This is a genomic window from Sphingopyxis sp. Root154 (assembly GCF_001427105.1).
Lineage (GTDB): Bacteria > Pseudomonadota > Alphaproteobacteria > Sphingomonadales > Sphingomonadaceae > Sphingopyxis.
Genome location: NZ_LMGI01000002.1, coordinates 70,304 through 94,566, shown reverse-complemented (window position 1 = coordinate 94,566; position 24,263 = coordinate 70,304). Strand labels below are relative to the sequence as shown.

The window sequence follows — 24,263 nt, the reverse complement described above, 5'->3', positions numbered from 1 at the left end:
AGTCATGATGAGCAAAGGACGATCGATCGGTTTTATCGCAGCGGCACTTGTCGCCGCCGGCGCTGTCACCACCGTCTGCTTCGGTGATGCGCTTGGTATAGCGCGTGCGCAAAGCGCGCCATTCGATGCGACGTCGCAGCCGGTTGAGGTGCTCGCTTCCGCCAAGCCGTGGCTTGCCGCGGTTCCCGGTGGCCCGCAGGGGCTTCGCGGCAAGGTGGTGATCGTGAATTTCTGGACCTATTCCTGCATCAATTCGCTGCGCGCGCTGCCCTATCTTCGTGCATGGAATGAGCGTTACGGCGACAAGGGTCTTGTTGTCGTCGGCGTCCACGCGCCCGAATTCGCATTCGAACATGATGCCGCGAAGGTCCAGCTGGCGGCAAACGAGCTAAAGGTCGGCTATCCGAACCTGCAGGACAATGAGTATGCGGTGTGGCAGCGCTTCGCGAACCAAGGCTGGCCGGGCTTTTATTTCATCGACGCCGATGGCCGCGTGCGTGGCTATCGCATCGGCGAGGGCGATTATGAGAGCGGGGAGCAATTGATCCGCAAGCTCCTCACGGAAGCGGGCCGCGATCTTTCGGACGTTCGCGTCTCACCGATCAAAGGCATCGGCGTCGAAGCTGAAGCAGATTGGACCAATTTGGGCTCGCCCGAAGCCTATGTCGGTTATGACAAGGCGGAGCATTTCCGGTCACCCGGCGGGCTGCGAAAGGACAGGTCTGAAAGCTATGCTGCGGCTTCGGATCTCGACCTCAACAGTTGGGACCTGACCGGCAAATGGTCGGTCGGGCGTGAGTTCGCTACCTTGGACGGCGCAGCAGGCGCGATCCGGTTTCGGTTTCATGCCCGCGATGCCCATCTCGTCCTCGGCGGTGCCCCCGACGGACGACCCGTTCGCTTTCGTGTGTCGATCGACGGCGCTGCGCCCGGGGTCAATCACGGCTCTGACGTTGATGCCGCGGGCTGGGGCGAGGTTCGCGAGGACCGCCTTTATCAGCTGGTCCGGCAGAGCGGCGGGATCGCGGACCGGACGGTGACGGTCGAATTTTCGCGTCCGGGCGTCCGCGCTTACGTCTTCACCTTCGGCTAGAACGGCTGCCGACCGGACGGCGTTGGCACAAATTCTGTACCCTCGGCGGCTTGGACAGACGAACGCTTTCTGCCACAAGTCGCGCGCCAGCCCGACGCCGCAATGGTCTCGGAGCCAAGGGCGCGGGGAATAAACGGAGCGTGACGAACAGCGAGAGACTCGGCGACCAATTGGCGTTCGGACCATTCCGCCTGTGGCCCGACGAGCGGCTCCTGACGAGGAACGACGAACCGGTCCCGATCGGCGGGCGCTCGTTCGATCTTCTCGTTGCGCTGATCGAAAAGCCCGGTGCGGTGCTGTCGAAGCGCGATCTGCTGAAAAGGGTGTGGTCCGATGTCGTCGTCGAAGACGGCAGTCTTCGGTTTCACATGGCGGGCCTCCGCAAATTGCTGGCCGATGGCCAGAACGGTGCGCGTTACATCGCGACGCAAGTCGGGGTTGGCTATGCCTTTGTGGCGTCCGTAGAACGGCGAGCTGCAGCCGGCGGCGCTTCGGGCGCCATAGTGTCGAGCAACGACGGTGCCGAGAACGGTGGCGGCGGCCGCGCGCACAATTTGCCGCCGCAGCCCCATCTGATCGGGCGCGAGGGGGACGTGGAACTGCTCGGCAAGCGGATCGCCGGTACTGCGCTGTTCACAATCGTCGGTCCCGCCGGGGTGGGCAAAACATCGCTCGCGGTAGAAATAGCGCATCGAAGCGTTGCCGACTTTGGTGGCCATGTCGCCTTCGTAGACTTCTCCATGCTGGAAAATCCGGCGGTCGTACCGTCGATGATTGCCGGCGCGATGGGTATCGCCGTCGACGGCGACGATCCACTCGCCGTGATCCTCGGACATGTGCGTGAACGCCGTTTCCTGCTGGTCCTCGACAATTGCGAGCATCTGATTGAACCGACAGCAACCATCGTCGAACAGTTCATCGACCTCGCGCCTTACATGCGTATCATTGCTACCTCGCGCGAACCGCTCAGGGTCCGGGGCGAGCATGTGCATCGCCTGGGAGCCTTGCCTTATCCTGACGACCCCGCTGGCCTGACCGTCCCGGAGATTCTTGCCTACCCAGCTGTCGAACTCTTTTGCTCGCGCGTCGCGGCTGCCGACAGTGACTTCGTCCCGGAGGAAGAGATGGTCCGCCTCGCCGCCGACATCTGTAGACGCCTCGACGGCATGGCGCTGCCGATCGAACTCGTCGCAGTGCGCGCGGCAGTCCACGGCATTCCGGCGACGGCGCGCCAACTCGGCGAGCGCTTCAGTCTCGGCTGGTCGGGTCGGCGGACCGCCCAGCGGCGTCAGCAAACGCTTCAGGCCACGCTCGACTGGAGCCATGATCTGCTTTCCGCGGCCGAGAGGGTCGTGTTCGAGCGGCTCTCGGTTTTCGTCGGCCCCTTTTCAATCGATGCCGCGCTCGATGTCGCCGCCGACGAAGACCTGGGGGCGGACGAAGCGGCCCTGGCCCTCGACGAACTGGCGTCGAAATCGCTCGTTTCGGTCAACCGCACCGGCGGTGCGTGCATCTATCGCCTGCTCGAAATGACGCGAGCCTATGCGCGCGAGAAACTGCGCGCGCGGGGGGACGGCGAATATACCGCCGCAGCGCGCAGACACGCCAGCTATTACCTTGCCGAACTCGAGGCGATCGCCGGCCACGACGAAAGCTCGCTCGAAGACGCCAGGCCGCTCCGCCAGCAACTCGGCAACATTCGCAGCGCGCTGGATTTCAGTTTCGGCGGCGACGGCGACCTGAAAACCGGCGTGCGCCTCGCGGCCGCGAGCGCGCCGGTTTTTCTCAACCTGTCGCATCTGCTCGAATGCCAGAATTGGTGCAGCAGGGCGCTTGCCACAGCGACGGCTGCGACCGGAAATGCCGATAGCGGGATCGCGCCCGAGTTGGAATTGGAGCTTCAGGGAGCGCTCGGAACGGCGCTGATGTTTACGCAAGGCAACGGATCGGCTGCGGGCGAAGCGCTGGGGCGGGCGCTCGACTTGGCGACCCGCTTGGAAGACAGCTGGAACCAACTGCGGATGCTCGCCCGCCTCCACATCTTCAACAAACGGCTTGGCGATTATGCCGCTGCCCGGTTGCATGCCGAACGGGCTGTGGAAGTCGCGGCGCAAATCGGCGGCGACGAGGCATTCGGCATCGCTTTCTCCCTTTCGGGAATTTCGCACTATCTCGCGGGCGATCTGGAGCGCGCGCGCGAAGAGCTTGAACAGGCAATGGAGCGGAGCGGGCCAACGCTCCGGAGCCGAACGATCCGTTATGGCTTCGACAACCGCAGCCGGACCGGGATCGCGCTCGCCTACACGCTTTGGCTAGCGGGCGACACGGAACAAGCGAATCGTCTCGCCCGGCAGACAGTTCGCGAGACTGCGCAGCTCGAGCACAGTATCTCCCAATGCATCGCGCTGGTGTGGGCGGCCATCATCCATCTGTGGAGCGACGATCTCGAGGCAGCGGAGGAAGCGGTCGACACCCTTGCCGCACGCGCGGAAGCCAGCGCGCTTGCGCCCTACATTGTCGCTGCTGAAGGGTTCCGAGGCGCGCTCGATTTCGAGCGCAATCTTGGGGCTAATGCCCTGGTCGCGCTTGAAAAGAGCATCGCCAGCCTTCACGCTGCGCAATACGAGCTGCTCATCACGCCGTTCACGGTGACGCTCCTTTGGGGTTTGCAGCGCGCCGCGCGGTTTCGCGAGGCACAGGATCTCGTCGAGGGAGCGATATCTCGCTGTGAGGAACTGGGCGAACTCTTCGCCATGCCCGAACTTTTGCGCATCAAGGCCGATCTCGTCCAGCGGCTCGATGGCGACCGCACGACGAGCGCGACTTTGATTCGCGACGCCGTTTCGCTCGCCCGTCGGCAGGGGACTCGCGCGTGGCAGTATCGCATCGAGGCCATGCCTTCGGCATAGGAGCGCGCCGCAAAGATAATTATTGAACATTCGTTCCATAATGCCTATGTGCGAAATATGGCGAGACCGAAGAACTTTGACGATGATGTCGCAATCGATGCGGCGATCGGTGTGTTCCGCGAGCATGGCTATGAGGGCACGACCGCCCAGATGCTCGTCGACGCAATGGGGATCGGCCGGCAAAGTCTCTATAACAGCTTCGGCGACAAGGCCGGTCTCTACATCGCAGCGGTGCGCCGCTACGCGATCGGGGAAACGAACGCGCACCGGGAGGCTCTTCGAACCGGCAGCCGAGCGATCGAAGGCATTTTCGCCATGGTTGATCGGGTCGTTCGCGAAGCGACCAAGCCTTGTCTGGGTGTCAATTCGATCGCTGAACTCGGAACGTCATGGCCCGTGCTCAATGAAATCCGGGCGGCGGCCGACCGTTCGCTGCGGACAGCAATCGTTGCGCAGGTGAGTGCGGCGCAAGCGGACGGCGACATCGCTATCGACCTTGATCCCGACATGATCGCAACCTGGTTCGTTGCGAACTTTGCGGGAATAAGGATTGCCGCGCGTGGTGGAGCAAGCGCCGGGCATCTGGCTAGCCTCGGAGAATTGACACTTCGCGCGCTTCGCTGATCCATTTTTTTGATTAATTATGGAACGATCATTCAATAAGGAAGATGACATGAAAGCCATTGCAATGATGTCGCCCGATGGCGACCTGAACCTGATCGATACACGCCAGCCGGAGCCCGGCCCGGGAAAGGTGATCGTCGAGGTCGCCGCCGCAGGCGTCAATTTCATGGATATCGGGGTGCGCCGCGGCATGGCGTGGGCCGACATCCCGGAGCCAAAGGTCCTCGGAGTCGAAGGCGCGGGCCGGGTTATCTCGCTGGGCGAGGGCGTCATGGGCTTCGCGATCGGCGACCGTGTCGCTTGGGTCTATGCGCCCGGAAGTTATGCGGAGCGGGTCGAGATGCCGGAGGGCGCGCTGGTTCCGGTTCCCGACGCGATCGACGACCGCACTGCGGCTGCGATCATGATGCAGGGTCTGACCGCCAGTCATTTCGCGACCGATTTCTACCCGGTGCAGCCGGGCGACGTCGCGCTCGTCCATGCCGCCGCCGGCGGCCTCGGGTTGCTGCTGACGCAGATCGTCAAGCTGCGCGGCGGCACGGTGATCGGACGCGTGTCGAGCGCGGCAAAGGCCGAGATAGCGCGCAGCGCCGGCGCCGATCACGTCATCGTCGATGCCGATGGTGATTTCGCGGATCGGACTCTCGCGCTTACGAACGGCGAGGGGGTTAACGTCGTTTTCGACGGATCGGGCCCCGCGACATTCGCTGGCTCGCTTGCATCGCTCCGGCGCTCGGGCACTTTCTGCTGGTTCGGGCCGGTGCTTGGTGGGCCGGGACCGATTGATGTCATGAGCCTGCCGAAGAGCATCAAGCTCGGCTATGCCGTCTTCTCCGACCATATCCCGACGCCCGAGTTGTTGCGCGAGCGATCGGCGCAATTGTTCCAGTGGGTAATCGAAGGAAGGCTGCGCGTCGAAATCGGCGGCGTCTATCCGCTTGCCGATGCGGCGCGCGCGCATGGCGACATGGAAAGCCGCCGGAGCATCGGCAAGCTGCTCCTCATTCCCTGACGCCGCGAAGGACAAATGGGACAGTCAAATCATTCAGGAAGAGAGACTTGCGATGAATATTGATGCTGGAAAAGCGGCGCTGGTTTTCGGCGGCTCGCGCGGGATCGGCGCAGCCATTGTCGAGCGGCTTGTACGCGAGGGCTATGCTGTGGCCTTCACCTACATATCGAGCGATGCCGCCGCATATGAAATCGAGCAAAATCTCATTGGACACGGAGGTCGGGCGAAAGCGATCAAGGCGGACAGCGGCAAGGCGGAGGATATCCGGGCGGCGGTGTCGACGGCTGTCGAAACCTTCGGCAAACTAGACGCCGTCGTCGTCAATGCCGGGATATTTCGGGTCGCGACGATAGACGCGGTGACCGAGTCCGACCTCGACGAAATGCTGCGGATCAATGTACGCGGTGTTTATCTGTCCATCCAGGCGGCTGCCGAACATATGAATGATGGTGGCCGGGTTGTGACCATCGGGAGCAATGTGGCGGTACGAACCGGCTTTCCGGGCGCGAGCGTCTACCAGATGACGAAGGCGGCGGTAGCGGCGATGGTGAAAGGGATTGCGCTCGACCTCGCCCCCCGCGACATCACCGTGAACAATATCCAACCGGGTCCAACCGATACCGACATCAACGCCGGCGGGATTGCAGAGCTGTCAAAGATGAGCCCGCTCAGGCGCGTGGCGAAGCCCGAGGAGATCGCCGGCTTGGTCGCCTATGCGGTCAATGACGAAGCTGGTTATATGACGGGTGCCAGTCTTACGATCGACGGCGGATTTACGCTCTAGAGGTTCAAGGCGGCGTGCTCAGACGCGCGCCGCCCCTTGATGTCCGCTTTCGCAACAGGCGCTCGCAAAACCTGCCCGTCCGGAAGCGGCCAATAGCTGCGCGTGATGTTATCCAGGCGGGGCTGGTGCCCCACGGAACTGGAAATCTACACGCCCCGCATCAGTCCGGGTGCGAGCGGCGCTAGCTCGCGGGCGAGATAACCGATCGGTCCCATTGTCTCGGACAGGCGGCGCCCGGCTTCGCCGTGAAGCCAGATGCCCCAAGCGGCTGCCTGAAGCGGTGGGAGGCCCTGCGCGCCCAGCCCTGCGATCAAACCGGCGAGCACGTCGCCCGAACCGCTGACGGCGAGGCCCAGCCCGCCCCCGGCGTAGGCAAGACAGGTGCCGTCCGCCATCAAATGGCTCGTCGCACCCTTGACCATGACCGCGGCGCCGAAGCGTTCGGCGGCTTCGGTCAGCGCGGCGAGCGGGTCGCGCGACACCTCATCCTTGTCGGCGCCCAGCAGGGCCGCGAGTTCGCCTTCGTGCGGGGTGAGGACGGTGTGATCGCCGCGGGCTATAATCGCATCGGCATGATCGGCGGCGGCGCGCAGCGCAAAGGCGTCGAGCAGCAGGAACATGTCGTCGGGTAATGCGGGAAGTAGCGCGGCCAGCAGCGTGCGAACGATCGCTTCGTCAATCATTGCTGGACCGAAAACGATCGCATCATGATTAGCCATTTCCGCGAGCAGCAGATCAACGCTGTCAGGCGCGATCTCCCCGCTTTCGGTCTCGGGCAGGGCGATGACCGCGCAAGCCGGAAAGGCGATGCCGACTGGGATGGCAGCCGAGGCGATGGTCGCGATTGTGACCTTGCCGGCGCCGGCGCGGAACGCCGCCTCGGCAGTCAGCAGCATGCCGCCGGGAACCCGGCGGCAACCCCCGACAACCAGTACGCGTCCGCGCCCGTTCTTGTCGACATTGTCGTGATGATCGGGAAGCGGGTTCGCCTTGAGCCAGGCCGTGTCGAGCGCGACCGGGTCAACCACGCGCGGCGACCATTGCATCGGGCTCGCGGGTGACCGGAACTTGGTCCTTCATCGGTGCGGTCACATTATAGCGCGCCAGCACCAGATTGCCGTCGCGGCCGATCTTGGGGTCAAAGCGATATTCGGTGATCGCGCAATTGGCGACATCGCCCTCCTTGTCGATCGCGAGAATTTCAGCTTCGCCCAGGTTCTCGATGATCGTGCGGAGGCACAGCACCACGACCTGATGCGCGACGATCATCACGCGTCGCCCGCCATAGTGGAGCGAGACGGTGTCGAGGAGCGAACGGAGCCGCAGGATGACATCGCACCAGCTCTCGCCCCCGGGCGGGCGGTGATAGAATTTGCCAAGCAGGCTACGGAACTCGGCTTGTTCGGGGTGCGAGGCTTCGATGCCGAACCGCGTGAGTCCGTCGAGAATGCCGAACTCCTTTTCGCGAAGCCGCTCGTCGACGCAGATTTTTTCGTCGGGCTCGCATCCGCCAGCCTTGCGAAATATCTCTGCTGTCTGGACCGCGCGGATGTAGGGCGAGGCGAGCATGATCTCGGGCCGGCCATCCTCCTCGCCGGCCGCGAACCATTCGCCCAGCGCTCGCGACTGCTCCATACCAAGCTTCGACAGTGGCACGTCAACGTCTCGGTGATCGAGTTCAATGCGCTGGGCTCCGGCAGCGTCGGCCGCATCGCGCGCGACATTGCCTGCGCTTTGGCCATGTCGGACAACCCAGAGCGTCGAAGGCCAGCGCGGTGTCATTGGAGTATCTCTTGCATAAAGATTTAACGCGGTAGTCGGTTACCGGTTGCTAACGCTGTTCCGTACCACGGCGAAAGCCGAGGTACGGAACAGTTCAGGTCGCGGTGGAACTTCGGACCGTCGCTTTCGCCGGGGTACACGTCTCGATCGGCAACTGCCGGTCGACTGCAGTCGTAGGCCTAGCCCGTGCTCCGTCGACTGCATTTCATGATTTTTTCGTCAGAAGCGGCCGTCTCAAAACGGCATAATCGACGTCTGAGCCGGTTGGCCGAAGCTATGCTTCGTCAGCTATTGATGCCTTTCGATCTCTAACTTGCGGGAATGGAGAAGCGGGCGCTGTTCGTATAATAGGATACGACCGGCTTTCCGTCCGCGTCGAGCGCTGGCTCGAAGCGAGCGCGCGCCATGATCTTCTGGCACACCGCGTCGTCAAAATCCTTCGGCCGGGTCGATAGCTGAATATGACAGCTTTTCGGTATTCCGCGATCATCGACGACCAAGCGGAAATGCACCAGCCCTTGATAGCCCAGAGATCTCATCCGCGGGGGATAATCGCTGCTTCTCATCCAGTCGCGGGGATCGCTGGCCGGTATAACGCGGCGCGACAGGGCCTTGTCAGCCTTAGCATCAATCCCCCAAGCGTGAAGCAGATCGTCGTTACAGGCCGTCAGCGCCTGTTCTGGAGCTAACATCGAACCGGTTTCCAATATAATCGGCTGCTTGCCGGATATCCGCACTTCGAGAAATCGGATCGCTGAGTAAAGCGCCGGATCGATCGGCCTTGCTTCGCGAAGCGTCCCATCATCTTCCGAGGCGGCTTCGGTAGGGTCAAAGCCCGTGATCCACAGGCTACCTCCCACGACGAGCACAGCTTTTCCATTGTCGAGGGTGCCGGGTGCAAACCTTTTCTCGAATTCGGCATCGTTCGGGCCAAAGCGAAGCATAACTTTGCGAACGTCGCTGCGTACATCCACCGGACGGCCGACAAGCGTCATATTGACCTTCGGACCTGGTCTGAATCGGTCGAGAACGAGTATAACTTCTTCTCCGCCGGTGCCAAACGAACGCGCTAGCCGACAGCTATCGTCAGCATAGTTCACATGCCAATTCGATGATGGCGCCAACCGCAGCGGCTCTGCTGCGACAGCAACCGGCGCGATGAAGAAAGCCGCTAGCCATCCGGTTACCGTCGAGAAGCGCAGCATGATAGGACCCCGTCGGAAATTTGTCGCCCAAAGGTGGGCACGCGACTTGGCTAACAGTGAGTTGGCATTTTCGCTATTCTTTACTGCAGTATATGGCACCTGCCGCGTGAGCGCTTTCCGCAGTCGCGAGGCGGCTCGTCCGCGGCATATTGGTGAGCGATCCAGAGGTCCTCGGGGCTACGACAGGAGGCGCCTATTGTCCGCTCCTCAAAATCTGCGGCTGAAAGCGGCCTGACCGCAAACGGCCACTAGTTACGTGGCGTTCCATGGCTCAGCTGTCGGGTGAACGCAATTCGAAGAACGCCCTCGAAAAGGCGGTCATCAAGCTCTCAGGCTGTTCCAGCGGTATCAAGTGCCCAGACTTCTCTATGATAATCATAGTCGATTCGGGGATTTTTCCTTGCAGAATCTGGCTTTCCTCGATTGATCGGAGTTCGTCCTGCGCGGCCGCAACGACCAGCGTGGGGCATACTATTTCCCCAAGGCGCTCTGTGTCATCGTCACGCCGAAGCCGTGACTGGCGTTCGAAGACCTCTCCTCCCAGCCTGTTACTCATCCGCTGTACGCGAGCAATCAACGCTTCATTGCGATGTTCCGGGTGGAGGGATCGTGCGACAGCGGCCCGGCTCAATTCGCGAAAGCCTTTTTGTCCGATTGCAGTCGCTGGCAGCGGATGGCTGCCTCGCGAGGACGTTGCTACAAGAGCAAGACCGCGAACTCGGTCAGGCGCCCGGTACGTGATCTGTCGGGCAATATAGCCGCCCATCGAGAATCCGATGACGATCGCGGGACCGGTCAGTGATGCGACCGCCCGCTCGGCCATTGCGTCAATCGAGCTGTCCCGCGTGGAGTCGACGTAGACCAGCTGACCGAGGCGCTCAAGCGCAGGACGAATGTCGGACCACATGTCCGCGTCAAGCATGAAGCCGGGCACGAGAAGTATCTGCATGGCTCGCATTGGCATAAGTGACCCTACGCGTCACGCGCCGCGCCAGTTCAGCTATTAGGTATAAGGGGATCGCAGCTCGATCGGATCGATGTTGTCCTGAGTGAATAGGAGCCGGGGAGAGGGTATCGCTGGGCGTCTGCTTCTTCGACTTGCTGTCCGAAACCGGTCGGTTCGCTACCGGCCAGACTTGAACCTCTTTCATAGGACGGCGTTCGACCAGGTGGAGAAGATGATCTCGCGATCGGCGCGGTCCTTGCTTTCCAGTGTCAGTTTCCAGCTTCCCTTAGTGGTTGCGCGGTCGACAAAGATTGAGCGGAAGATCTGGTTCGCTTCCGGAGTGTCGCTCCTGTTGCTGGCGACGACCTGGCCTTTGTCATCGATCAGCGTCGCGGACACGCTGTTCGCGGCAAGGAAAGTCAGGCCGAAGTTACTCGCTTCTTCGACTGGGATCTTGATGGTCAGCGTCTGACCGGGCGCGATGAGGAGAATCTTCGAAAAGTCGGGTGTGCTTGATCCGCTCTCCTCTTCCAGCCCCTCGACGTCGAGAAGCATAAGGCGCGCCGGTGGCCGGGCGCTTCCAGCGGACGATGCGGATTGCAATGGACTCGCCGACTGTTCGCCGGGACCGAGCGCAATGCGCGGCATCACGAAGGTGGAGAAGGGGCCGGTTTCGGTCATGCTCGTGTGAAGGATGGCCTGCGTTTCATTGTCCGCGATCATCCACTTCGCCGACGGCTCGGCGACCACGCCATCGCTCCGTGTCAGCATCCGGCACACGGGGGGCAGGGGGTTTCCGGCAAGAACCGAGAAGGGGACGCCCTTGCGATCGACGGTCTCCGCGTTGAACTTCATCACATTGATCGGCCGCAGCTCGCGGAGGGCCTCCATCGGTCTGCCGGCGAGCTCCAGCGGGATGCTCATCAGGTCGGCGCAGCTGCTGCCCCTGTTGGGTGTTCCGAGCATCACCAGATGCGATACCTGCGGCTTTCCGTCGGGATAGCTCGGCATCGTCGCGTGGATATAGCGCCGGCTGATGAGGCCGCCCATCGAATGGGCGACTAGGTCGACATGCCACGCGTTGCGGTCCTTCTGCGCGTAGCGGACATAATTGCCGAGCTCGATGGCATTTTGGGCAATCGTGTTGGTGGGGCCGAAATTGCCCATCTCATCGCCAGTATTCATCCGCCCGTGTTCCGGCTTCTCGCCGACGGGAAAGGCCTTCCAATCATAGCTGTGGCTGGTGGTCAGGATATTCTGCCAAGGCTCCCACGCGCGCCAGTTGGACCAGAGGCCGTGAACGAGCACGAGCGGTTTCGGCGCAACTTTCAGATTGCGCGTCATGTCGTCGACCTTCTTGCCCTTTTCCTCGACCTCGGCCTTGATACGCTGCATGAGCCGCGGCCGGCCGTCGTCGAACCAGGCATAGCCCGAGCTATCCCACTTGAACTGCACTTCGCGCTGCTCGCCTGCTGGCACGAAGACCGAGACTTCGCCGAGCAGGCCGTCGGGCTTGGCGCCGTCCCATTTGTCGCCCTTGTAGGTGTCGCGGAACTTCACCGTCGCCGATTTCTCGTCAGGGCTGTCGTTTGCGACGACTGCGGTCAGGCGCACGATATTGCCATCGATCGTGCCGACCTGCTCGACGATCTCTTTCCAGGCGTCCCACGTGGGAAAGCGCATGTCCTCGAACTTCACATCGACGAGGCGCAGATCGCCGCCGCAGCGACGCAGGTTCCAGCGCAGCGACTCGGTCACGTCATAGGATGTGACCGAGTGCGCGCCCGCCAGGCGGTTGGGATCGGAGGGCTGCATCCGATCTTCGCCGCTGCTCGAGAAGCGCATCGCGTCGATCGTGGTGGGCATGTCTGCGATCTTCCGGTTCGTGGCCTCCTTCGATTTGCACTGGCCACTGAAGCTCGCCGAATTCGATCCTGAAGCGGTGCCCTGGAACTCGGGCAGCCGGACGCTGACGCTATAGGTGTCGTCGTTATCGGTCGTGATGTCGACGCCCGCCTCTAGGCCACTTGCGTTACCGCGTCTCTGGCTCTTGCTGACAAACTGTCCCGACATCTGGCGCATCGTGCGCTGATGCGGACAGATCATCTGGTCGTTGGAGTTTATGGTTTCGGTCGCCGTCGCGCTGACATCTATATTCGCCGTGCCGAGGCTGTATTCGCCATCGGGCGCTGGCCGGACCGCCACATGCGCGACATAGTTATCGTTGATCGAGTTGTTGGTCGTCTCGGTGCCCTTACCGGAAACGCGCTTGACCGTCTTGGAGTCGCTGCTCGCCTGGTGGCGCGAATATTCCACCGTTCCCGCCCAGCCGGCCGTGCATTGGGCGGCGGCAGCGGCTGCCACCGGGGCGGCCGCGCCCGACAGCGTCAATCCGACCGCGAGGGCCGGCAAGGTGCGCATGATCGTCATGGGAGTATCCTCTGGATGCTGCTGCGCGTTTCGCGGGCGCGGGGAGCTGCGAAGCTTGCGCTCATCAAATTTCTTCTGGGGTTGCGTGGCGGCAGGCGTGGCGGAGTGCCGGGAGGGGGGGCTCGTCGGCACTCCGTTGCCGACGCGATCAGCCTTCCGGTTTTGCCTCGGCCTTTGCGCGGGCTTCAGGCTTGGCTTCGGCCTTCGCGCGCGCCTCGGGCTTTGCTTCGGCTTTCGCGCGGGCCTCCGGCTTGGCCTCGGCCCTGGCATGGGCTTCGGGCTTGGCTTCAGCCTTCGCCAATACGGGCATCGGCAGGCCGAGCGCGATCGCAGCGGCGAGGAAGGGGAGTTTGCTCATCTTGGACTCCATCGTCGTGAGGTGGAACAGAGAGGCCGGCCCTTGCCGGGGTGGCGTGGGACGAACCGGCCGTCTCTGCTCGCGGCTCGATGCCGCGACCGTCACGCTATGGGAGCCTCGATGTCGATGCCCTGTGCTTGCTTCGAAACCGGATGGTCGTGCGACATGGCTGCTGCCGCGTCGACCAAGGCGGACGCCGGTGCGACGAAGGCGTCAGGACAGGCCGAGCCGGCCGAGTACGGCCCGGACATAGCTCGGTCCGACCTGCACGATCGCGCCGTCCTCCATTTCGAGCGCGATGAGTCCTTTGCCGAGCCGCTGGACCGACTTCACCAGCGCGGGCCGGATGAAGGTTGAGCGGTGCACGCGCATCAAAAGCTGCGGATCGAGCAGCTGCTCCAGCGCCGTCATCGATATGCGGTGGATATAGCTGCGCGTCGAAGTGTGGAGCAGCACATAGTCGCGCGCGGCCTCGACCCACTCGATCTGGGGAATGGGGAGGCGGAGGTTGCCGCTGGCGACCTGGACCCAGATCGCCTCTTCGCGAATTTCCGTCGGCGGCACGCCTGCAATCCGGTCGACCGCATCGCGCATCGCCCGCCGCCGACGTGCCCGCTCGACCGCCTGGCGCAACCGGTCGAAGCGCACGGGTTTCAGGAGATAGTCAGCGGCATCGACTTCAAAGGCATCGGGCGCATATTGCTCGAAGGCGGTGACGAAGATGATCTCGGGGCGCGGATCGGCAACAAGGTCGGCGGCGACGCGAATGCCGCTCTTTTGCGGCATCGAAATGTCGAGCATCACGAGGTCGGGCCTGAGCTTGGCAATCCGATCTTCTGCCTCTTCGCCGGTCGAAGCCGTGCCGACCACCTCGACATCGTCGATGTCGCCGAACAGCGTTTCGAGACGCCGCAGCGCCAGCGGCTCATCGTCGACGAGCAGGACGTGCAGCATGCTCATGCCGCGAGCTCGCCGCTGCGCCGCTCGAGCGGCAGGCGCGCGATCGCAAGGAAACCGCGTTCGCGTTTCAGCGTCTCCAGGCTGCCTTTGTTGCCATACAGCGTCTGGAGCCGTTGGCGGACGTTGGCGATGCCGACGCCCGTCCCCGGCCGTGCGTCCTTTTCCTGTCCTGCGCCGTCATCCTCCACCGAGACGAGCAGCATGTCGTCGTCGCTCGACGCTTCGACCTTGATCGTCACCGGCACCGCCGAGGGCGCGAGCGCATATTTGATCGCATTCTCGATCAGCGGCTGGAGGAGGAAGCCTGGCACCAGCGCGCTATTGAGCGCGGGCGGGCAGACGAATTCGACCGCGAGCCGGTCGCCGAAGCGGGCGCTCTCGATTTCCAGATAATGTTGCAGCGTCGCGAGTTCGTCCTCGAGCGGCAGCAAGGCGTCGGGCTGCGACGACAATGTAGCGCGCAGGAATTCGGACAGTTTAGCGAGCATCGCGTCGGCGGTGCGATATTCCTTTGTGACGATCAGGGAGGAGATCGCGTTGAGCGTGTTGAACAGGAAATGCGGGTTGAGCTGATAGCGTAGTGCCGCGAGGCTGGCGGCGCTTGCGGCGGCCTCGGCGCGGCTCGCGGCTTCGCGGGCGACGGCCAGCTCCAGTTCGCGCTCGCGCGTCAGCTTGTTCGCTTCGATCACGGTGAAGGCTGCGCCGAGCAGCGCGAACTGCCAGACGAGCGCGATGAAATTGTTCGTCGCGCGGAGTGCAAAGGGCGCCGACTGTTGCGGCGACACGACGAGGCGTCCGATCCATTCGCCTGTTGAGGCGTCGATCAGCGCGAGCAAGCCCGATGCAAGAACAACCGCCGCGCCCATCGCGGCGAGGCGAACCACGGTATTGCGGCGGCGCGTGGCCCTGACCGCCCAATAGACGCCTCCCGACAGCAGCGCGCCCATCACGCAGATGTTGATGACCGAGACCGTGACATAGATGCCTGCACCGCTGAACACATGATAGGGGATGATGTAGAGCACCCCGGACAGTATCCAGGTCGCGGCAACCAGAGAGATGGTCTGGCGATGTTCGGGCTTCAGCGGCATGGCAATTCCAATGTGTAGTTCGCGCCGAGCATAAAGGAAGGGTGCGCGGTTGGCGTCCTGCCTCGTCGCACCGGTGACCGCCTTCGTCGCGCGATAATCGACTCCGGCGAGACGATATCGGCCTTGGTCGCAGAGGCGTGGAGCCCTCTGCTAACCCATCATAACCGGCCCCTGTTCGCGGCACCCCGCCGCCAGGAGATTGGGCATGGCCCTCACGCGTTACCGTTATAGTCTGGTCGCATTCGGCCTGCTCGGCGCACTAATTGTCGCCGAACAGGCGCGTGCGGCCGCCACCGAACAGCCGGTCGCTGTCGCTGCCTCGTCGGCAGCCATGCAACCGCTCGAAATTCTGCCGTCGGGTCATCCCGTCGTCCAGGTCAGAATCGACGGCTCGGCGCCGAAACGCTTCGTTATCGACACCGCGGCAAGCAGCACCACGATCATGCCGAAACTGCGCGCCGAAATGCCGGGCCTCGTCGCCAAATTGTCGGACGACCCGGTCGATGGCGCGGCGGGACGGGTCGACGTCGAGACGACGGTCGTGAAACAGGTTGGCGTCGCAGGGCATAGCTTCGTCTCGCCCGAACTGATGCTGTTGCCGCCCGGCCCAACAGACCATCTCGGCGTCGACGGCATTTTGGGCGCCGATATCATTGCAGATTTTGTGGTGGAACTGGACGTGCCCGGCCGGAGCTGGCGCATGGCGCCAACGATCGAGGCCGGAATGCTCGACGGGCTTTTGGCATCGGTTCCTTTCGTCCTCGACGATATGCGTGCTCCACGCCTGACGATCCGGCTGAATGGCGTCGAAGTCCCGGCCATCCTCGACACCGGCGCGCGCGGCACGATCATCAACTGGGCAGCGGCCAAGGCAATCGGCCTTTCTCCCGACAGCCCCGGCCTCACCAAGGCATCGGACATCAAGGGCGCGACGAACCATGCCATGCCAAGCGTCGAAGCCCCGATCGATGCGCTCACGGTCGGCGAAGCGATGGTCGAAGGCCGCAAGGTGCGCGTCGCCGACCTGCCGATCTTCAAGGTGCTTGGCTTCACCCCCGAACAGCCCGCGGTGATCCTAGGGATCGACATGTTCGCCGACCGGCGCTTCGTCATCGATCATCCGGGGCTGCGTCTGCACATCTCGCCGCCGGTCGTGCCGGCCCCGCAACAGCGCTGAGGGGGATTTCGCAACATGAAGAACATGATGATCGGCGGCGCAGCCGCGAGCGCGCTCGCCGTCGCGACCGCCGCCTTCGCCCAGCAGGCGCCGAAACCCAAGATCGAGGCCGTCTATTGGCTCTCCGCCGAAACCGTTTCGGGCATGGCGACCGGCCAGCCGGCGGGCGTCGAGAAGAATCTCTCGCTCCAGCTCGGCTCGACGCGGAGCAGCACCGCTCCCAGTGCCGAGCATCTGCCGCCACAGGGGCTGCGCGCCGGCGAGCGCCTTCCGCTTGTCTCGCCGGGCAAGGGCGCGCCCAAAGCCGACGGGAGACCCGATTACCGGCCCGGCACGCCGGACAAGCCCAAGGGGCGTATCGAGCTATACTGGGGCTGCGGCGAGGTCGCTCCCTCGGGACAGCCGGTGGTCATCGACCTTGCGACGATGAAACCCGGCGCCGCGTCGCCCTTCGGCGCGATCCCTGTTGTAAAGGCGATGGTACCGCCATCGGCGGGGCGTCATGCAACCTATGGCGAATGGCCGGGGGGCAAGAACGGCACCCGCGTGCCCCGCGCCGCCTCGCTCGTCGGCGATCATGTCGTGCAGGGCAATTATTCGCCCGAAATGCGCTTCGCCATTGCTGGCGGAAACGACTTCCTTGCGCCGCTCTCGCCGCAAAGTGCCAAGCTTGCGTCGGGCGCGGTCAAGGTTAGCTGGCCCGTGCTCGCCAATGCCCGCGGCTATATCATGACTGTCACGGGCGCGCGCGATGACGGCACGATCGTGATGTGGACGTCGAGCGCGGTGCGCATGCCCGGCATGGCGCTGCCCGACTATCTCGAGCAGGGCGACATCGCCCGCCTCGTCCAGCAGCGGATCCTGCTTTCCCCCCAAGCCACCGAATGCGTCGTGCCGTCGGCGGTCGGCAAGGCCTCGGAATCGGCGATGCTGATGATGACCGCTTATGGCCCCGAGGGAAATTTCGGCTCGCCGCGCGACGTGCCTGCGGGCTGGGGCGTCAAGCTGCGCACCAAAGCGACGCATATGTCCATGCTCGGCGTCGACGTCGCGTCGCTGATGGCGGGCGGCGACGATGGCGAGAGCGACGCGCGGGCGGACGATGCAAAGCCCAAAAAGAAGCGCGGTCTACTGCGCGGTGTCATCGGCGGCGCGCTGGGGCTGCCCGGCTGAGCATCGACCATCCAAGAAAGTTCGAGCGATGAAATTTTCCTTCCTGAAACTCGCCCTTCTCGGGCTGTTCGCCGTGGCGCCCGCGATTCCCGCGGCGCATGCCGCGGCGGGTGACAGCCGGGCACCGAAGAAACTGATGGAGCGGTGGACAACTGAAGCACCGACTCCCGGCACCGGTCTGCCGGGATGGTATTCGAGGGCGCCCGACGTCCACGTCCATCAGCCCCGCAATCTTGCGAAGATACCGATCGCCGAGATCGACCTGCTGCGCCGGCGCGCGATGGTCGCCTTCAACGCGCTGATGCAGCAACCCTCGCTCCGCGACGTGCGCGGCACCAGCCTGCACGCAGATATCAACATCTCGGTCGTGCCGACACTCGATGGCGTCCGGCTGGTCGGCGCGACCTTCACCCTCCGGGCCAAAAGCGTCATTGAGGGCGACCCCGATACGATCCAACGCGACGGACGTTATCTAACCCCATCGGAAGAGGGCGCGGTGCTGAGCGTCTTCCTCAATCCCTATGACACGATGGCGCGCCGACAGGTGCAAGCCGAGGGCGTGCAGCACCGACGCTTTCAGGTGCGAACCGGGTCCGCCTTCGGAGTGTATGTCGCCGACCGGCTGCCCGAGTATGATCCCAATTCGGAATATGCCTGGGGGCCGCGGCCGCTGGCGCTGAAACTGCAGCACGACCGAAGCTGGTATCAACCGGGCGCTGCCGGCGTCCATCCGCTGCTCGTCCACATGTCGAGCTATTCGCACGAAAATGACGACCTGCGCAGCGACAGGCTGAGCCCCGAGCGCCCCGCCGCTCGTCTCGCCGCGGCGATGTTCATGACCGATTGGGAAGATGTGCAACGCCGCATGAAGGAGATAAATTGATGAGCCGCTTGATCCTGACGACGCTCGGGCTCGCGCTTGCCTCCGTACCGGCGACCTCGGTGGCCCAGCGCACCGACGACAATGCGACGACCAGCGCCGAGGATGCTTTCGGCACCTCGATCGGCGGCGAGCAGATCGGCATCTATAACCCGAACTATGTCCGCGGCTTTTCGGCGGCAGAGGCGGGGAACATCCGCCTCGACGGGCTCTACATTGACCAGCAAGCGGCCTTTTCCGATCGGCTGATCGGAGGCTTGCAGATGCGGGTCGGCCTGTCGGCGCAAGGATATCCCTTTCCCGCGCCCACCGGCATCGCCGAATATGAGGTGCGTAGGCCCGGTGCGAAACGGCTGCTCAGCGTCAGCGGGCGCCTCGGGCCGTTCGGATCGAAGGTTCTCGAACTCGACGGGCAGTTGCCGGTCACCGACCGGCTGGCGATCGGCGCGGGTTATGGACTGGTGTCCGACCGCAATCACACCGGCGGCGCGGCCGAATTTCGCACGGCCGCGCTGATTGCGCGCTGGGAACCGGTCGACGGCGTCGAAATCATTCCTTTTTGGAGCCGTGTCGGGATCGCCGACGAGGAACTCCCGCCGCTGCTGCTGACGGCTGGAGATTTCCTGCCGCCGCGGCTCGAGCGCGTGAAGCGGATCGGGCAAAAATGGGCGGCTAACGATGGTGAGACGATCACTGCGGGTCTTGCCACAACGTTGAAAAGCGGCGGCTGGATGCTGAAGGCCGGGGCATTTCGTTCGATCCTCGATCTTGACCGCTCGCACACCCAGCTGTTTCTCAATGTCCGGCCCGACGGGACCGCCGACGAGGTGGTCATCGCGGAACCCGGGCGGCGGTCGGCCTCGACGAGCGGCGAGGTACGACTCTCGCGCCGCTTCGCCGACGGGCCGCGGCTCCACACGCTCCATCTTTCGATCAAGGGTCGCGACCGTGCGCGCGTCTATGGCGGCAGCAGCGAAATCTATGTAGGCAACCATCCGATCGAGGATCCCGTCGACTTCCCCGAACCTGTTTCGGAATTTGGGCCGCAGACGCGCGATACCGTACGGCAGTGGACTGCGGGTATCGCCTATGAAGGACGCTGGAAAGACGTCGGCGAAGTCAGCATTGGCTTGCAGAAGACCGACTATAGCAAGCGCGTGTTCGGTCCCGACCTGCCCGTCATCACGACGAAGGATGCGCCGCTGTTGCTGAATGCGACCGCCGCCCTCTACGCTTCGCCGTCGCTTGCCTTCTACGGCAGCTATACCGAAGGGCTGGAGGAAAGCCCCGTCGCACCCGGTCATGCGGTCAACCGCGACGAAGCGCCGCCGGCAATCCGCACGCGCCAGGTCGACGCCGGCCTTCGCTGGTCGATCGCCCCCGCGATCCGTCTGGTGGCGGGGGTGTTCGAAGTGACCAAGCCTTTCTATTCGCTCGACGGCGCAAGGCTGTTCCGCCAACTCGGCGACGTGCGCCATCGCGGCGCCGAATTCTCGCTTTCGGGCCAGATCGCCCCGGGCCTGACCGCGATCGCCGGGACCGCGCTGATCGACGCCAAACTGTCAGGCGACGCCGTCGATAGCGGGCGGGTCGGCCGGAAACCGCTCGCGAGCTTCGGCCGGCTTTCGACCGCGGTGCTTGATTATCGGCCGACCTTCGCGCCCGCCGTCTCGGTCGATCTCGTCGTCGAAAGCACGTCGGACCGGGTTGCGAGTGCCGACGGCAAACTCGTTATCCCGGCGCGTGCCATAGCGTCGGTCGGCGGCCGCTACCGGTTCAAGCTCGGCAAGGCGCCCGCAACCTTGCGCGTACAGGTTGCGAACATCGCCAACAAATATGGCTGGGCGAACGGGTCGTCGGGTATCTACCTCTACAACCTTCCGCGCCGGCTGACCGCCACGCTGACGACCGATCTCGGCTGACGTCCTCAACTCGTGAAATTTTCGGAGACCAACATGCAACGCATTTTGTGCGCGGCCTTCGCCGCTACCGCCCTTCTGATATCTGCCCATAACGCAAATGCGCAGGGGTTTCTGAAGCGTCTGGCCGATCGCGCCGTCGAGAAGGTAGAGCAGAATACCGAAAAGCTCGTCGACGATGTGATCAATGGATCGGCCAGACCGCGCGCGGATAAGAGCTCGAATGACGAGGTACCTGTCCAAGTTGAAACTTCGCAGGAGGCGGCGTCAGCGCAGACCGTTCCAGAAGCGCCCGCGCCAAAAGCACGTTACATCGACAGCCTCAAGACGCCACCCGACGTCGAAGCGAAGAAGGCCGAGTATAACAAATTCGGTGAAGTGAGCTGCAATGACTGCGAAGGCGGAATCGAGCTCGATGGCCGCCCGACCTTTCCATTCGACGAGTTCAGCGGACGATATAATGAGCGCGCCAAGCGCGCGGGCAGCTGGCCTGTTGGATATATTCATCGTTGGCAGGGTCGCGCCTCCAAGGGCACGCTTGCCGTGACGGCTGAAGAACGCGTCGACGGATTTCCGTGTCGCCGTCTCGAGTATCGGCTGGAGCGAGGCGGTGCGTCGGTCAGCCGACCCGGTCTTATCTGCCTGGGCCTCGCGAACAGCTCGTCGGATGTCGAAAACTGGCACGAGATATACTGAGCAGCCGACCTTGATGCCGGGCTAAGTCCTTTAGCAAGGCTGAGTGCACATGAAAGGTATATGATGAAGAATTGCGCCATCCTCGGCGCCGTAATGGCGATCGCGGCGACTTCGGTGCTGGATGCCCGGCCGGCGCCGGCAAGCGCCGCAGGCCGCTGGACGCAGTCCAGCACCGGTAAAGAACTGGTCTTGGTCCCGCGCGTCAAGCTTCAGCCGAACGTCGGCGTGTCCTATGGCACCAGTTTGGGTGGCACGGCGGGCTTTGGTTCGCCTACGCGCACAACGATTCTGACCGAGCCGGTTCAGATGCAGGTATCGCGTTCCATGACGCTGGAAGTCGAGCAAGACGGCCGTTTTAAGTGGAAGATCGTTAAACGCCACGCCGAAACGGAAAGCTGCTCGATGACGACGACGCAAGTGAAGCAGGGGCGTCTCACTCACGAGGGCGGCAAGGCCAGTTTCGCCGTCGAAGATGGCACCGAGAGCTTTGTATCGAGCTGTGGCCGGGAAGGCAGTTCCCAACTTGCGCGAACGTCGGAGCAGTATGTCGTCCAGCTTAGCGGTGGCCAACTGGTGTTGCAAAGCGGCGCGACCCGCTGGACCTTTCTGCGGAGCTAAATGCGGATCATCCTATGTCCGCTTTTACCCACGCTAGTCTGGAAGCTGCCTGTCCGAACTCGGCCAAGAGCCGCTGAGCTAGTATCGATGTTTCAGCGCCGAGATTACCAAAGCGCGAAATCGACGTCGGCGGCTTCGCCTTGCTCACCTCAACGAGGAAAAAGATTCTCGGCGGCGAAGGTGACGAAGGCGCGCAGCTTGGGCGAGGCATGCCGGCTCGTGGGCCACATCACGCAGAGCTTGGTTCGCGTTTCCAGATAGCTGTCGAGGACTCGAACAAGTGAACCCTGTTCCAATTGCCTGGTGACGGACAAGTCGGGAACGCACGCGATGCCGAGACTGTTTTCGGCCAAGCCGATCTGCGCTTCGAGCGCGTTTGTCACCACGCTAATCGGCATATCGATCTGGACGGGCTCGCCCTTTCTGGTCAACGGCCATTGGTCGAGCTTGCCCGTAGAGGCGTAGCGGTAGACGAGGCAGGCATGGCGGGCCAGATCTTCCGGCGTTTGCGGGGTACCCACCTGGCGGAAATAGTCTGGCGATCCGACGATCGCCCGGCGAAAATGGCCGAGCGTGCGGGTCATGAGTCGCGAATCGCTATGTTCGCCGGTGCGGATCACCGCGTCGAAGCCTTCGCCGATGACGTCCACCACCCGGTCGGTGGCGTCCAGTTCCAGCTCGACCCGCGGATGAAGCTGCTTGAAGGCGGCGAGCTTCGGGATCGACACCATGCTCATCGACGGCAAGCTGATACGCAGCCTGCCTTGCGGCACCGCCTGAGTTCGGGAGAGCTCCAGTTCGGCGGCTTCATATTCGCAGATTATGCGGCGGCAGCGCTCGAGAAACATCGAGCCCTCCGGCGTCAATGTGATGCTGCGGGTCGAGCGATGGAACAGCCGGGCGCCAAGCCGGTCCTCGAGGCGCGCCACGGCTTTGCTGATAGCGGACGCCGACAAGCCAAGCTTCCGGCCGGCCTCGGTGAAACCGCCGGCATCGACCGCCTGCACAAATGCGTGGAGTGCTCCCAAGCTGTCCATGGCGTTGTTTAGCTTTGTCCGACAAAAATTCCAAAGTGTTATGCACTGGCTCCCACTTTTCGCTCATTCGAGGCCCTCTATGTTCGAAGTCGAAGCGGTGGCCGCGATGCCTCCGCACATTCGACACTCTCCTGGAGGCGTTCTGCCGATGACATCCACAACGATCACGCAGGCCAGCAGTTCGGCCGAGGCCAGACTTCCGCTCGGGGGGCTGCTGGCAATCGCCATGGCGGCTTTCATCACGCTCCTGACCGAAATCCTGCCTTCGGGGCTCCTCCCGCAGATGGCGAAGAGCCTTGGGAAATCCGAGGCGCTGATTGGTCAACTCGTCACCGTCTATGCGATCGGCTCGCTCGTCGCTGCCATTCCCCTGACCATCGCGACGCAGAATTGGCGGCGGCGCACATTGCTGCTGATCGCCATTGGCGGTTTCGCCGTGGTCAATACGGTGACTGCCATCTCCGACAGCTATGCCGTCACGCTGGTCGCGCGTTTCTTCGCCGGCGTCAGTGCGGGGCTGCTCTGGGCGCTGGCGGCGGGCTATGCCGCGCGGATGGTGCCCGAACATATGCAGGGCCGCGCAATCGCCGTCGCCATGGTGGGCGCACCGCTTGCCCTTTCGCTCGGCATTCCCGCTGGAACACTCCTTGGTACGATGGTGGGCTGGCGCTGGGCCTTCGGCCTTATGAGCGGGTTCGCCATCATTCTGGTTTTCTGGGTCTTGAAAATGGTCCCCGATTTTCCGGGGCAGAAGCAGGGGCAGGAATTCTCGCTGAAGACGGTGTTCACCCTGCCGGGTATTCGGCCGGTGCTGTTCGTCATCTTCGCTTATGTGTTCGCGCACAATATTCTCTATACCTATATCGCGCCCTTTCTGGCGCGGGCTGGCATCACGGACAGGGTGGATGTCGTCCTGCTGGTTTTCGGCATGGCATCTCTGCTCAGTATCTGGATCGTCGGCGCTTTGATCGATCGCTGGTTACGTGAACTGGTCCTTGTCAGTATCCTGCTGTTCGGTCTTGCCGCGCTGGCCCTCGGTATCGCGGGCACTGTGCCGGCGGTAATCTATACAGCGGTGGCCTTTTGGGGATTGGCCTTTGGCGGGGTGGCGACATTGTTCCAGACGGCTTCCGCCAAGACGGCCGGCGAGGCGGCCGACGTTGCACAGTCGATGCTCGTCACGACCTGGAATCTTGCTATCGCTGGCGGCGGCATCGTCGGCGGACTATTGCTGGAAAGCCTCGGGGCGGGTGCGTTCCCGTTTACGCTACTCGCCCTGCTGGCGGCGACGCTCCTTGTCGCCTGGTCTGCGCGCACGCATGGCTTTCCGATCGTGGAGCGCGGCTAAAGACAGCGTCCCGACCAATAGCGGCCTCTAATCTACTGAAAGCCAGGCAGATTGGTCGTGCGCAATCGGTCGCCCCCCGCGGCGTGTTTGGCTCATGTCTGCGATGACGCCCGGGCACCAGATTGCAGCAAGAAAAGTCCGCTTCGGCGGGCCCTTTTTGTCCATGTCCAGAGGGGCTATGTGCCTGTGCGAACGACACATATTGCTGAATAGGGCAAGAA

Annotated in this window: 21 protein-coding genes; 12 read left to right on the top strand and 9 right to left on the bottom strand. The window is 63.1% G+C overall.

The genetic code is table 11. The features are described 5' to 3' along the window. Positions 1–4: 4 nt before the first annotated feature. The 5 genes from ASD73_RS06045 to ASD73_RS06025 all read left to right on the top strand — a co-directional run bounded on the left by ASD73_RS06045 (position 5) and on the right by ASD73_RS06025 (position 6,422). On the top strand, positions 5–1,093 hold the full coding sequence (locus tag ASD73_RS06045; protein ID WP_056370671.1) for a redoxin domain-containing protein: 1,089 nt from the start codon (positions 5–7) through the stop codon (positions 1,091–1,093). Between the two features lie 140 nt (positions 1,094–1,233). Beyond that, entirely contained in the window at positions 1,234–4,002 is a 2,769-nt protein-coding gene (locus ASD73_RS06040) for an ATP-binding protein (protein WP_056370669.1), read from the top strand. Positions 4,003–4,059: 57 nt separating this feature from the next. Beyond that, the gene (locus tag ASD73_RS06035; protein ID WP_056370667.1) at positions 4,060–4,626 is read left to right on the top strand and encodes a TetR/AcrR family transcriptional regulator; all 567 of its coding nucleotides are present in this window, start codon (positions 4,060–4,062) and stop codon (positions 4,624–4,626) included. A 49-nt stretch (positions 4,627–4,675) separates the two neighbouring features. Beyond that, positions 4,676–5,638, top strand: coding sequence for a quinone oxidoreductase family protein (locus ASD73_RS06030; protein ID WP_056373265.1), 963 nt, complete (start codon positions 4,676–4,678; stop codon positions 5,636–5,638). Further along, entirely contained in the window at positions 5,586–6,422 is an 837-nt protein-coding gene (locus ASD73_RS06025) for an SDR family NAD(P)-dependent oxidoreductase (RefSeq protein ID WP_235534199.1), read from the top strand. The genes ASD73_RS06030 and ASD73_RS06025 overlap by 53 nt, the downstream gene beginning before the upstream one ends. Before the next feature lie 146 nt (positions 6,423–6,568). Here ASD73_RS06025 and ASD73_RS06020 read toward each other — a convergent pair whose 3' ends face one another. The 8 genes from ASD73_RS06020 to ASD73_RS05985 form a co-directional block, all read right to left on the bottom strand. Further along, positions 6,569–7,450, bottom strand: a complete 882-nt coding sequence (locus ASD73_RS06020) for an NAD(P)H-hydrate dehydratase (protein WP_082521573.1) — start codon at positions 7,448–7,450, stop codon at positions 6,569–6,571. Further along, positions 7,443–8,204: a histidine phosphatase family protein gene (locus ASD73_RS06015; protein WP_056370663.1), complete on the bottom strand. Its 762-nt coding sequence runs from the start codon at positions 8,202–8,204 to the stop codon at positions 7,443–7,445. The genes ASD73_RS06020 and ASD73_RS06015 overlap by 8 nt, the downstream gene beginning before the upstream one ends. A gap of 308 nt (positions 8,205–8,512) precedes the next feature. After that, positions 8,513–9,409: an energy transducer TonB gene (locus tag ASD73_RS06010; RefSeq protein WP_082521404.1), complete on the bottom strand. Its 897-nt coding sequence runs from the start codon at positions 9,407–9,409 to the stop codon at positions 8,513–8,515. 271 nt (positions 9,410–9,680) lie between these two features. Next, complete coding sequence (locus tag ASD73_RS06005) at positions 9,681–10,358, bottom strand: alpha/beta fold hydrolase (RefSeq protein WP_056370659.1); 678 nt, start codon at positions 10,356–10,358, stop codon at positions 9,681–9,683. Positions 10,359–10,556: 198 nt separating this feature from the next. After that, positions 10,557–12,785: an esterase/lipase family protein gene (locus ASD73_RS06000; RefSeq protein WP_056370655.1), complete on the bottom strand. Its 2,229-nt coding sequence runs from the start codon at positions 12,783–12,785 to the stop codon at positions 10,557–10,559. Positions 12,786–12,933: 148 nt separating this feature from the next. Next, complete coding sequence (locus ASD73_RS05995; RefSeq protein WP_056370653.1) at positions 12,934–13,143, bottom strand: hypothetical protein; 210 nt, start codon at positions 13,141–13,143, stop codon at positions 12,934–12,936. A gap of 213 nt (positions 13,144–13,356) precedes the next feature. After that, positions 13,357–14,103 (bottom strand): LytR/AlgR family response regulator transcription factor, encoded by a 747-nt coding sequence (locus ASD73_RS05990; protein ID WP_235534197.1) that lies wholly within the window; start codon positions 14,101–14,103, stop codon positions 13,357–13,359. Further along, entirely contained in the window at positions 14,100–15,194 is a 1,095-nt protein-coding gene (locus ASD73_RS05985; protein ID WP_056370651.1) for a sensor histidine kinase, read from the bottom strand. Before ASD73_RS05985 ends, ASD73_RS05990 begins: the two co-directional genes overlap by 4 nt. 205 nt (positions 15,195–15,399) lie before the next feature. Here ASD73_RS05985 and ASD73_RS05980 point away from each other — a divergent pair, with 205 nt between their 5' ends. Genes ASD73_RS05980 through ASD73_RS05955 form a run of 6 tightly spaced genes read left to right on the top strand, consistent with a single transcriptional unit; the run spans position 15,400 to position 21,657 of the window. Then, positions 15,400–16,371 carry an aspartyl protease family protein gene (locus tag ASD73_RS05980; RefSeq protein ID WP_056370650.1) on the top strand — a complete coding sequence of 324 codons (972 nt, stop codon included), beginning with the start codon at positions 15,400–15,402 and terminating at the stop codon, positions 16,369–16,371. 15 nt (positions 16,372–16,386) lie between these two features. Further along, positions 16,387–17,544, top strand: a complete 1,158-nt coding sequence (locus tag ASD73_RS05975; protein WP_056370648.1) for a hypothetical protein — start codon at positions 16,387–16,389, stop codon at positions 17,542–17,544. Between the two features lie 28 nt (positions 17,545–17,572). Further along, positions 17,573–18,427 (top strand): hypothetical protein, encoded by an 855-nt coding sequence (locus ASD73_RS05970; protein WP_056370647.1) that lies wholly within the window; start codon positions 17,573–17,575, stop codon positions 18,425–18,427. Beyond that, positions 18,427–20,346 (top strand): TonB-dependent receptor domain-containing protein, encoded by a 1,920-nt coding sequence (locus ASD73_RS05965; protein WP_056370646.1) that lies wholly within the window; start codon positions 18,427–18,429, stop codon positions 20,344–20,346. Before ASD73_RS05970 ends, ASD73_RS05965 begins: the two co-directional genes overlap by 1 nt. Before the next feature lie 33 nt (positions 20,347–20,379). Beyond that, entirely contained in the window at positions 20,380–21,039 is a 660-nt protein-coding gene (locus ASD73_RS05960) for a hypothetical protein (protein WP_056370645.1), read from the top strand. A 60-nt stretch (positions 21,040–21,099) separates the two neighbouring features. Next, a complete protein-coding gene (locus tag ASD73_RS05955; RefSeq protein WP_056370640.1) occupies positions 21,100–21,657 on the top strand; it encodes a hypothetical protein in 558 nt (185 codons plus the stop codon). A 149-nt stretch (positions 21,658–21,806) separates the two neighbouring features. Here ASD73_RS05955 and ASD73_RS05950 read toward each other — a convergent pair whose 3' ends face one another. Continuing rightward, positions 21,807–22,694: a LysR family transcriptional regulator gene (locus ASD73_RS05950; RefSeq protein WP_056370637.1), complete on the bottom strand. Its 888-nt coding sequence runs from the start codon at positions 22,692–22,694 to the stop codon at positions 21,807–21,809. A 79-nt stretch (positions 22,695–22,773) separates the two neighbouring features. Here ASD73_RS05950 and ASD73_RS05945 point away from each other — a divergent pair, with 79 nt between their 5' ends. Beyond that, positions 22,774–24,042 (top strand): MFS transporter, encoded by a 1,269-nt coding sequence (locus tag ASD73_RS05945; protein WP_235534196.1) that lies wholly within the window; start codon positions 22,774–22,776, stop codon positions 24,040–24,042. The last annotated feature ends 221 nt before the right edge of the window (positions 24,043–24,263 follow it).

Bases quoted from the DNA above. Each gene is read 5' to 3' on its own strand.
- ASD73_RS05955 (WP_056370640.1), top strand. From the start codon at position 21,100: ATGATGAAGAATTGCGCCATCCTCGGCGCCGTAATGGCGATCGCGGCG.
- ASD73_RS06035 (WP_056370667.1), top strand. From the start codon at position 4,060: ATGGCGAGACCGAAGAACTTTGACGATGATGTCGCAATCGATGCGGCG.
- ASD73_RS05960 (WP_056370645.1), top strand. From the start codon at position 20,380: ATGCAACGCATTTTGTGCGCGGCCTTCGCCGCTACCGCCCTTCTGATA.
- ASD73_RS05965 (WP_056370646.1), top strand. From the start codon at position 18,427: ATGAGCCGCTTGATCCTGACGACGCTCGGGCTCGCGCTTGCCTCCGTA.
- ASD73_RS05945 (WP_235534196.1), top strand. From the start codon at position 22,774: ATGTTCGAAGTCGAAGCGGTGGCCGCGATGCCTCCGCACATTCGACAC.
- ASD73_RS05970 (WP_056370647.1), top strand. From the start codon at position 17,573: ATGAAATTTTCCTTCCTGAAACTCGCCCTTCTCGGGCTGTTCGCCGTG.
- ASD73_RS06010 (WP_082521404.1), bottom strand. From the start codon at position 9,409: ATGCTGCGCTTCTCGACGGTAACCGGATGGCTAGCGGCTTTCTTCATC.
- ASD73_RS05995 (WP_056370653.1), bottom strand. From the start codon at position 13,143: ATGAGCAAACTCCCCTTCCTCGCCGCTGCGATCGCGCTCGGCCTGCCG.
- ASD73_RS06005 (WP_056370659.1), bottom strand. From the start codon at position 10,358: ATGCAGATACTTCTCGTGCCCGGCTTCATGCTTGACGCGGACATGTGG.
- ASD73_RS06045 (WP_056370671.1), top strand. From the start codon at position 5: ATGATGAGCAAAGGACGATCGATCGGTTTTATCGCAGCGGCACTTGTC.
- ASD73_RS06030 (WP_056373265.1), top strand. From the start codon at position 4,676: ATGAAAGCCATTGCAATGATGTCGCCCGATGGCGACCTGAACCTGATC.
- ASD73_RS05980 (WP_056370650.1), top strand. From the start codon at position 15,400: ATGGCCCTCACGCGTTACCGTTATAGTCTGGTCGCATTCGGCCTGCTC.
- ASD73_RS06000 (WP_056370655.1), bottom strand. From the start codon at position 12,785: ATGACGATCATGCGCACCTTGCCGGCCCTCGCGGTCGGATTGACGCTG.
- ASD73_RS05990 (WP_235534197.1), bottom strand. From the start codon at position 14,103: ATGAGCATGCTGCACGTCCTGCTCGTCGACGATGAGCCGCTGGCGCTG.
- ASD73_RS05985 (WP_056370651.1), bottom strand. From the start codon at position 15,194: ATGCCGCTGAAGCCCGAACATCGCCAGACCATCTCTCTGGTTGCCGCG.
- ASD73_RS05950 (WP_056370637.1), bottom strand. From the start codon at position 22,694: ATGGACAGCTTGGGAGCACTCCACGCATTTGTGCAGGCGGTCGATGCC.
- ASD73_RS06025 (WP_235534199.1), top strand. From the start codon at position 5,586: ATGGCGACATGGAAAGCCGCCGGAGCATCGGCAAGCTGCTCCTCATTC.
- ASD73_RS05975 (WP_056370648.1), top strand. From the start codon at position 16,387: ATGAAGAACATGATGATCGGCGGCGCAGCCGCGAGCGCGCTCGCCGTC.
- ASD73_RS06015 (WP_056370663.1), bottom strand. From the start codon at position 8,204: ATGACACCGCGCTGGCCTTCGACGCTCTGGGTTGTCCGACATGGCCAA.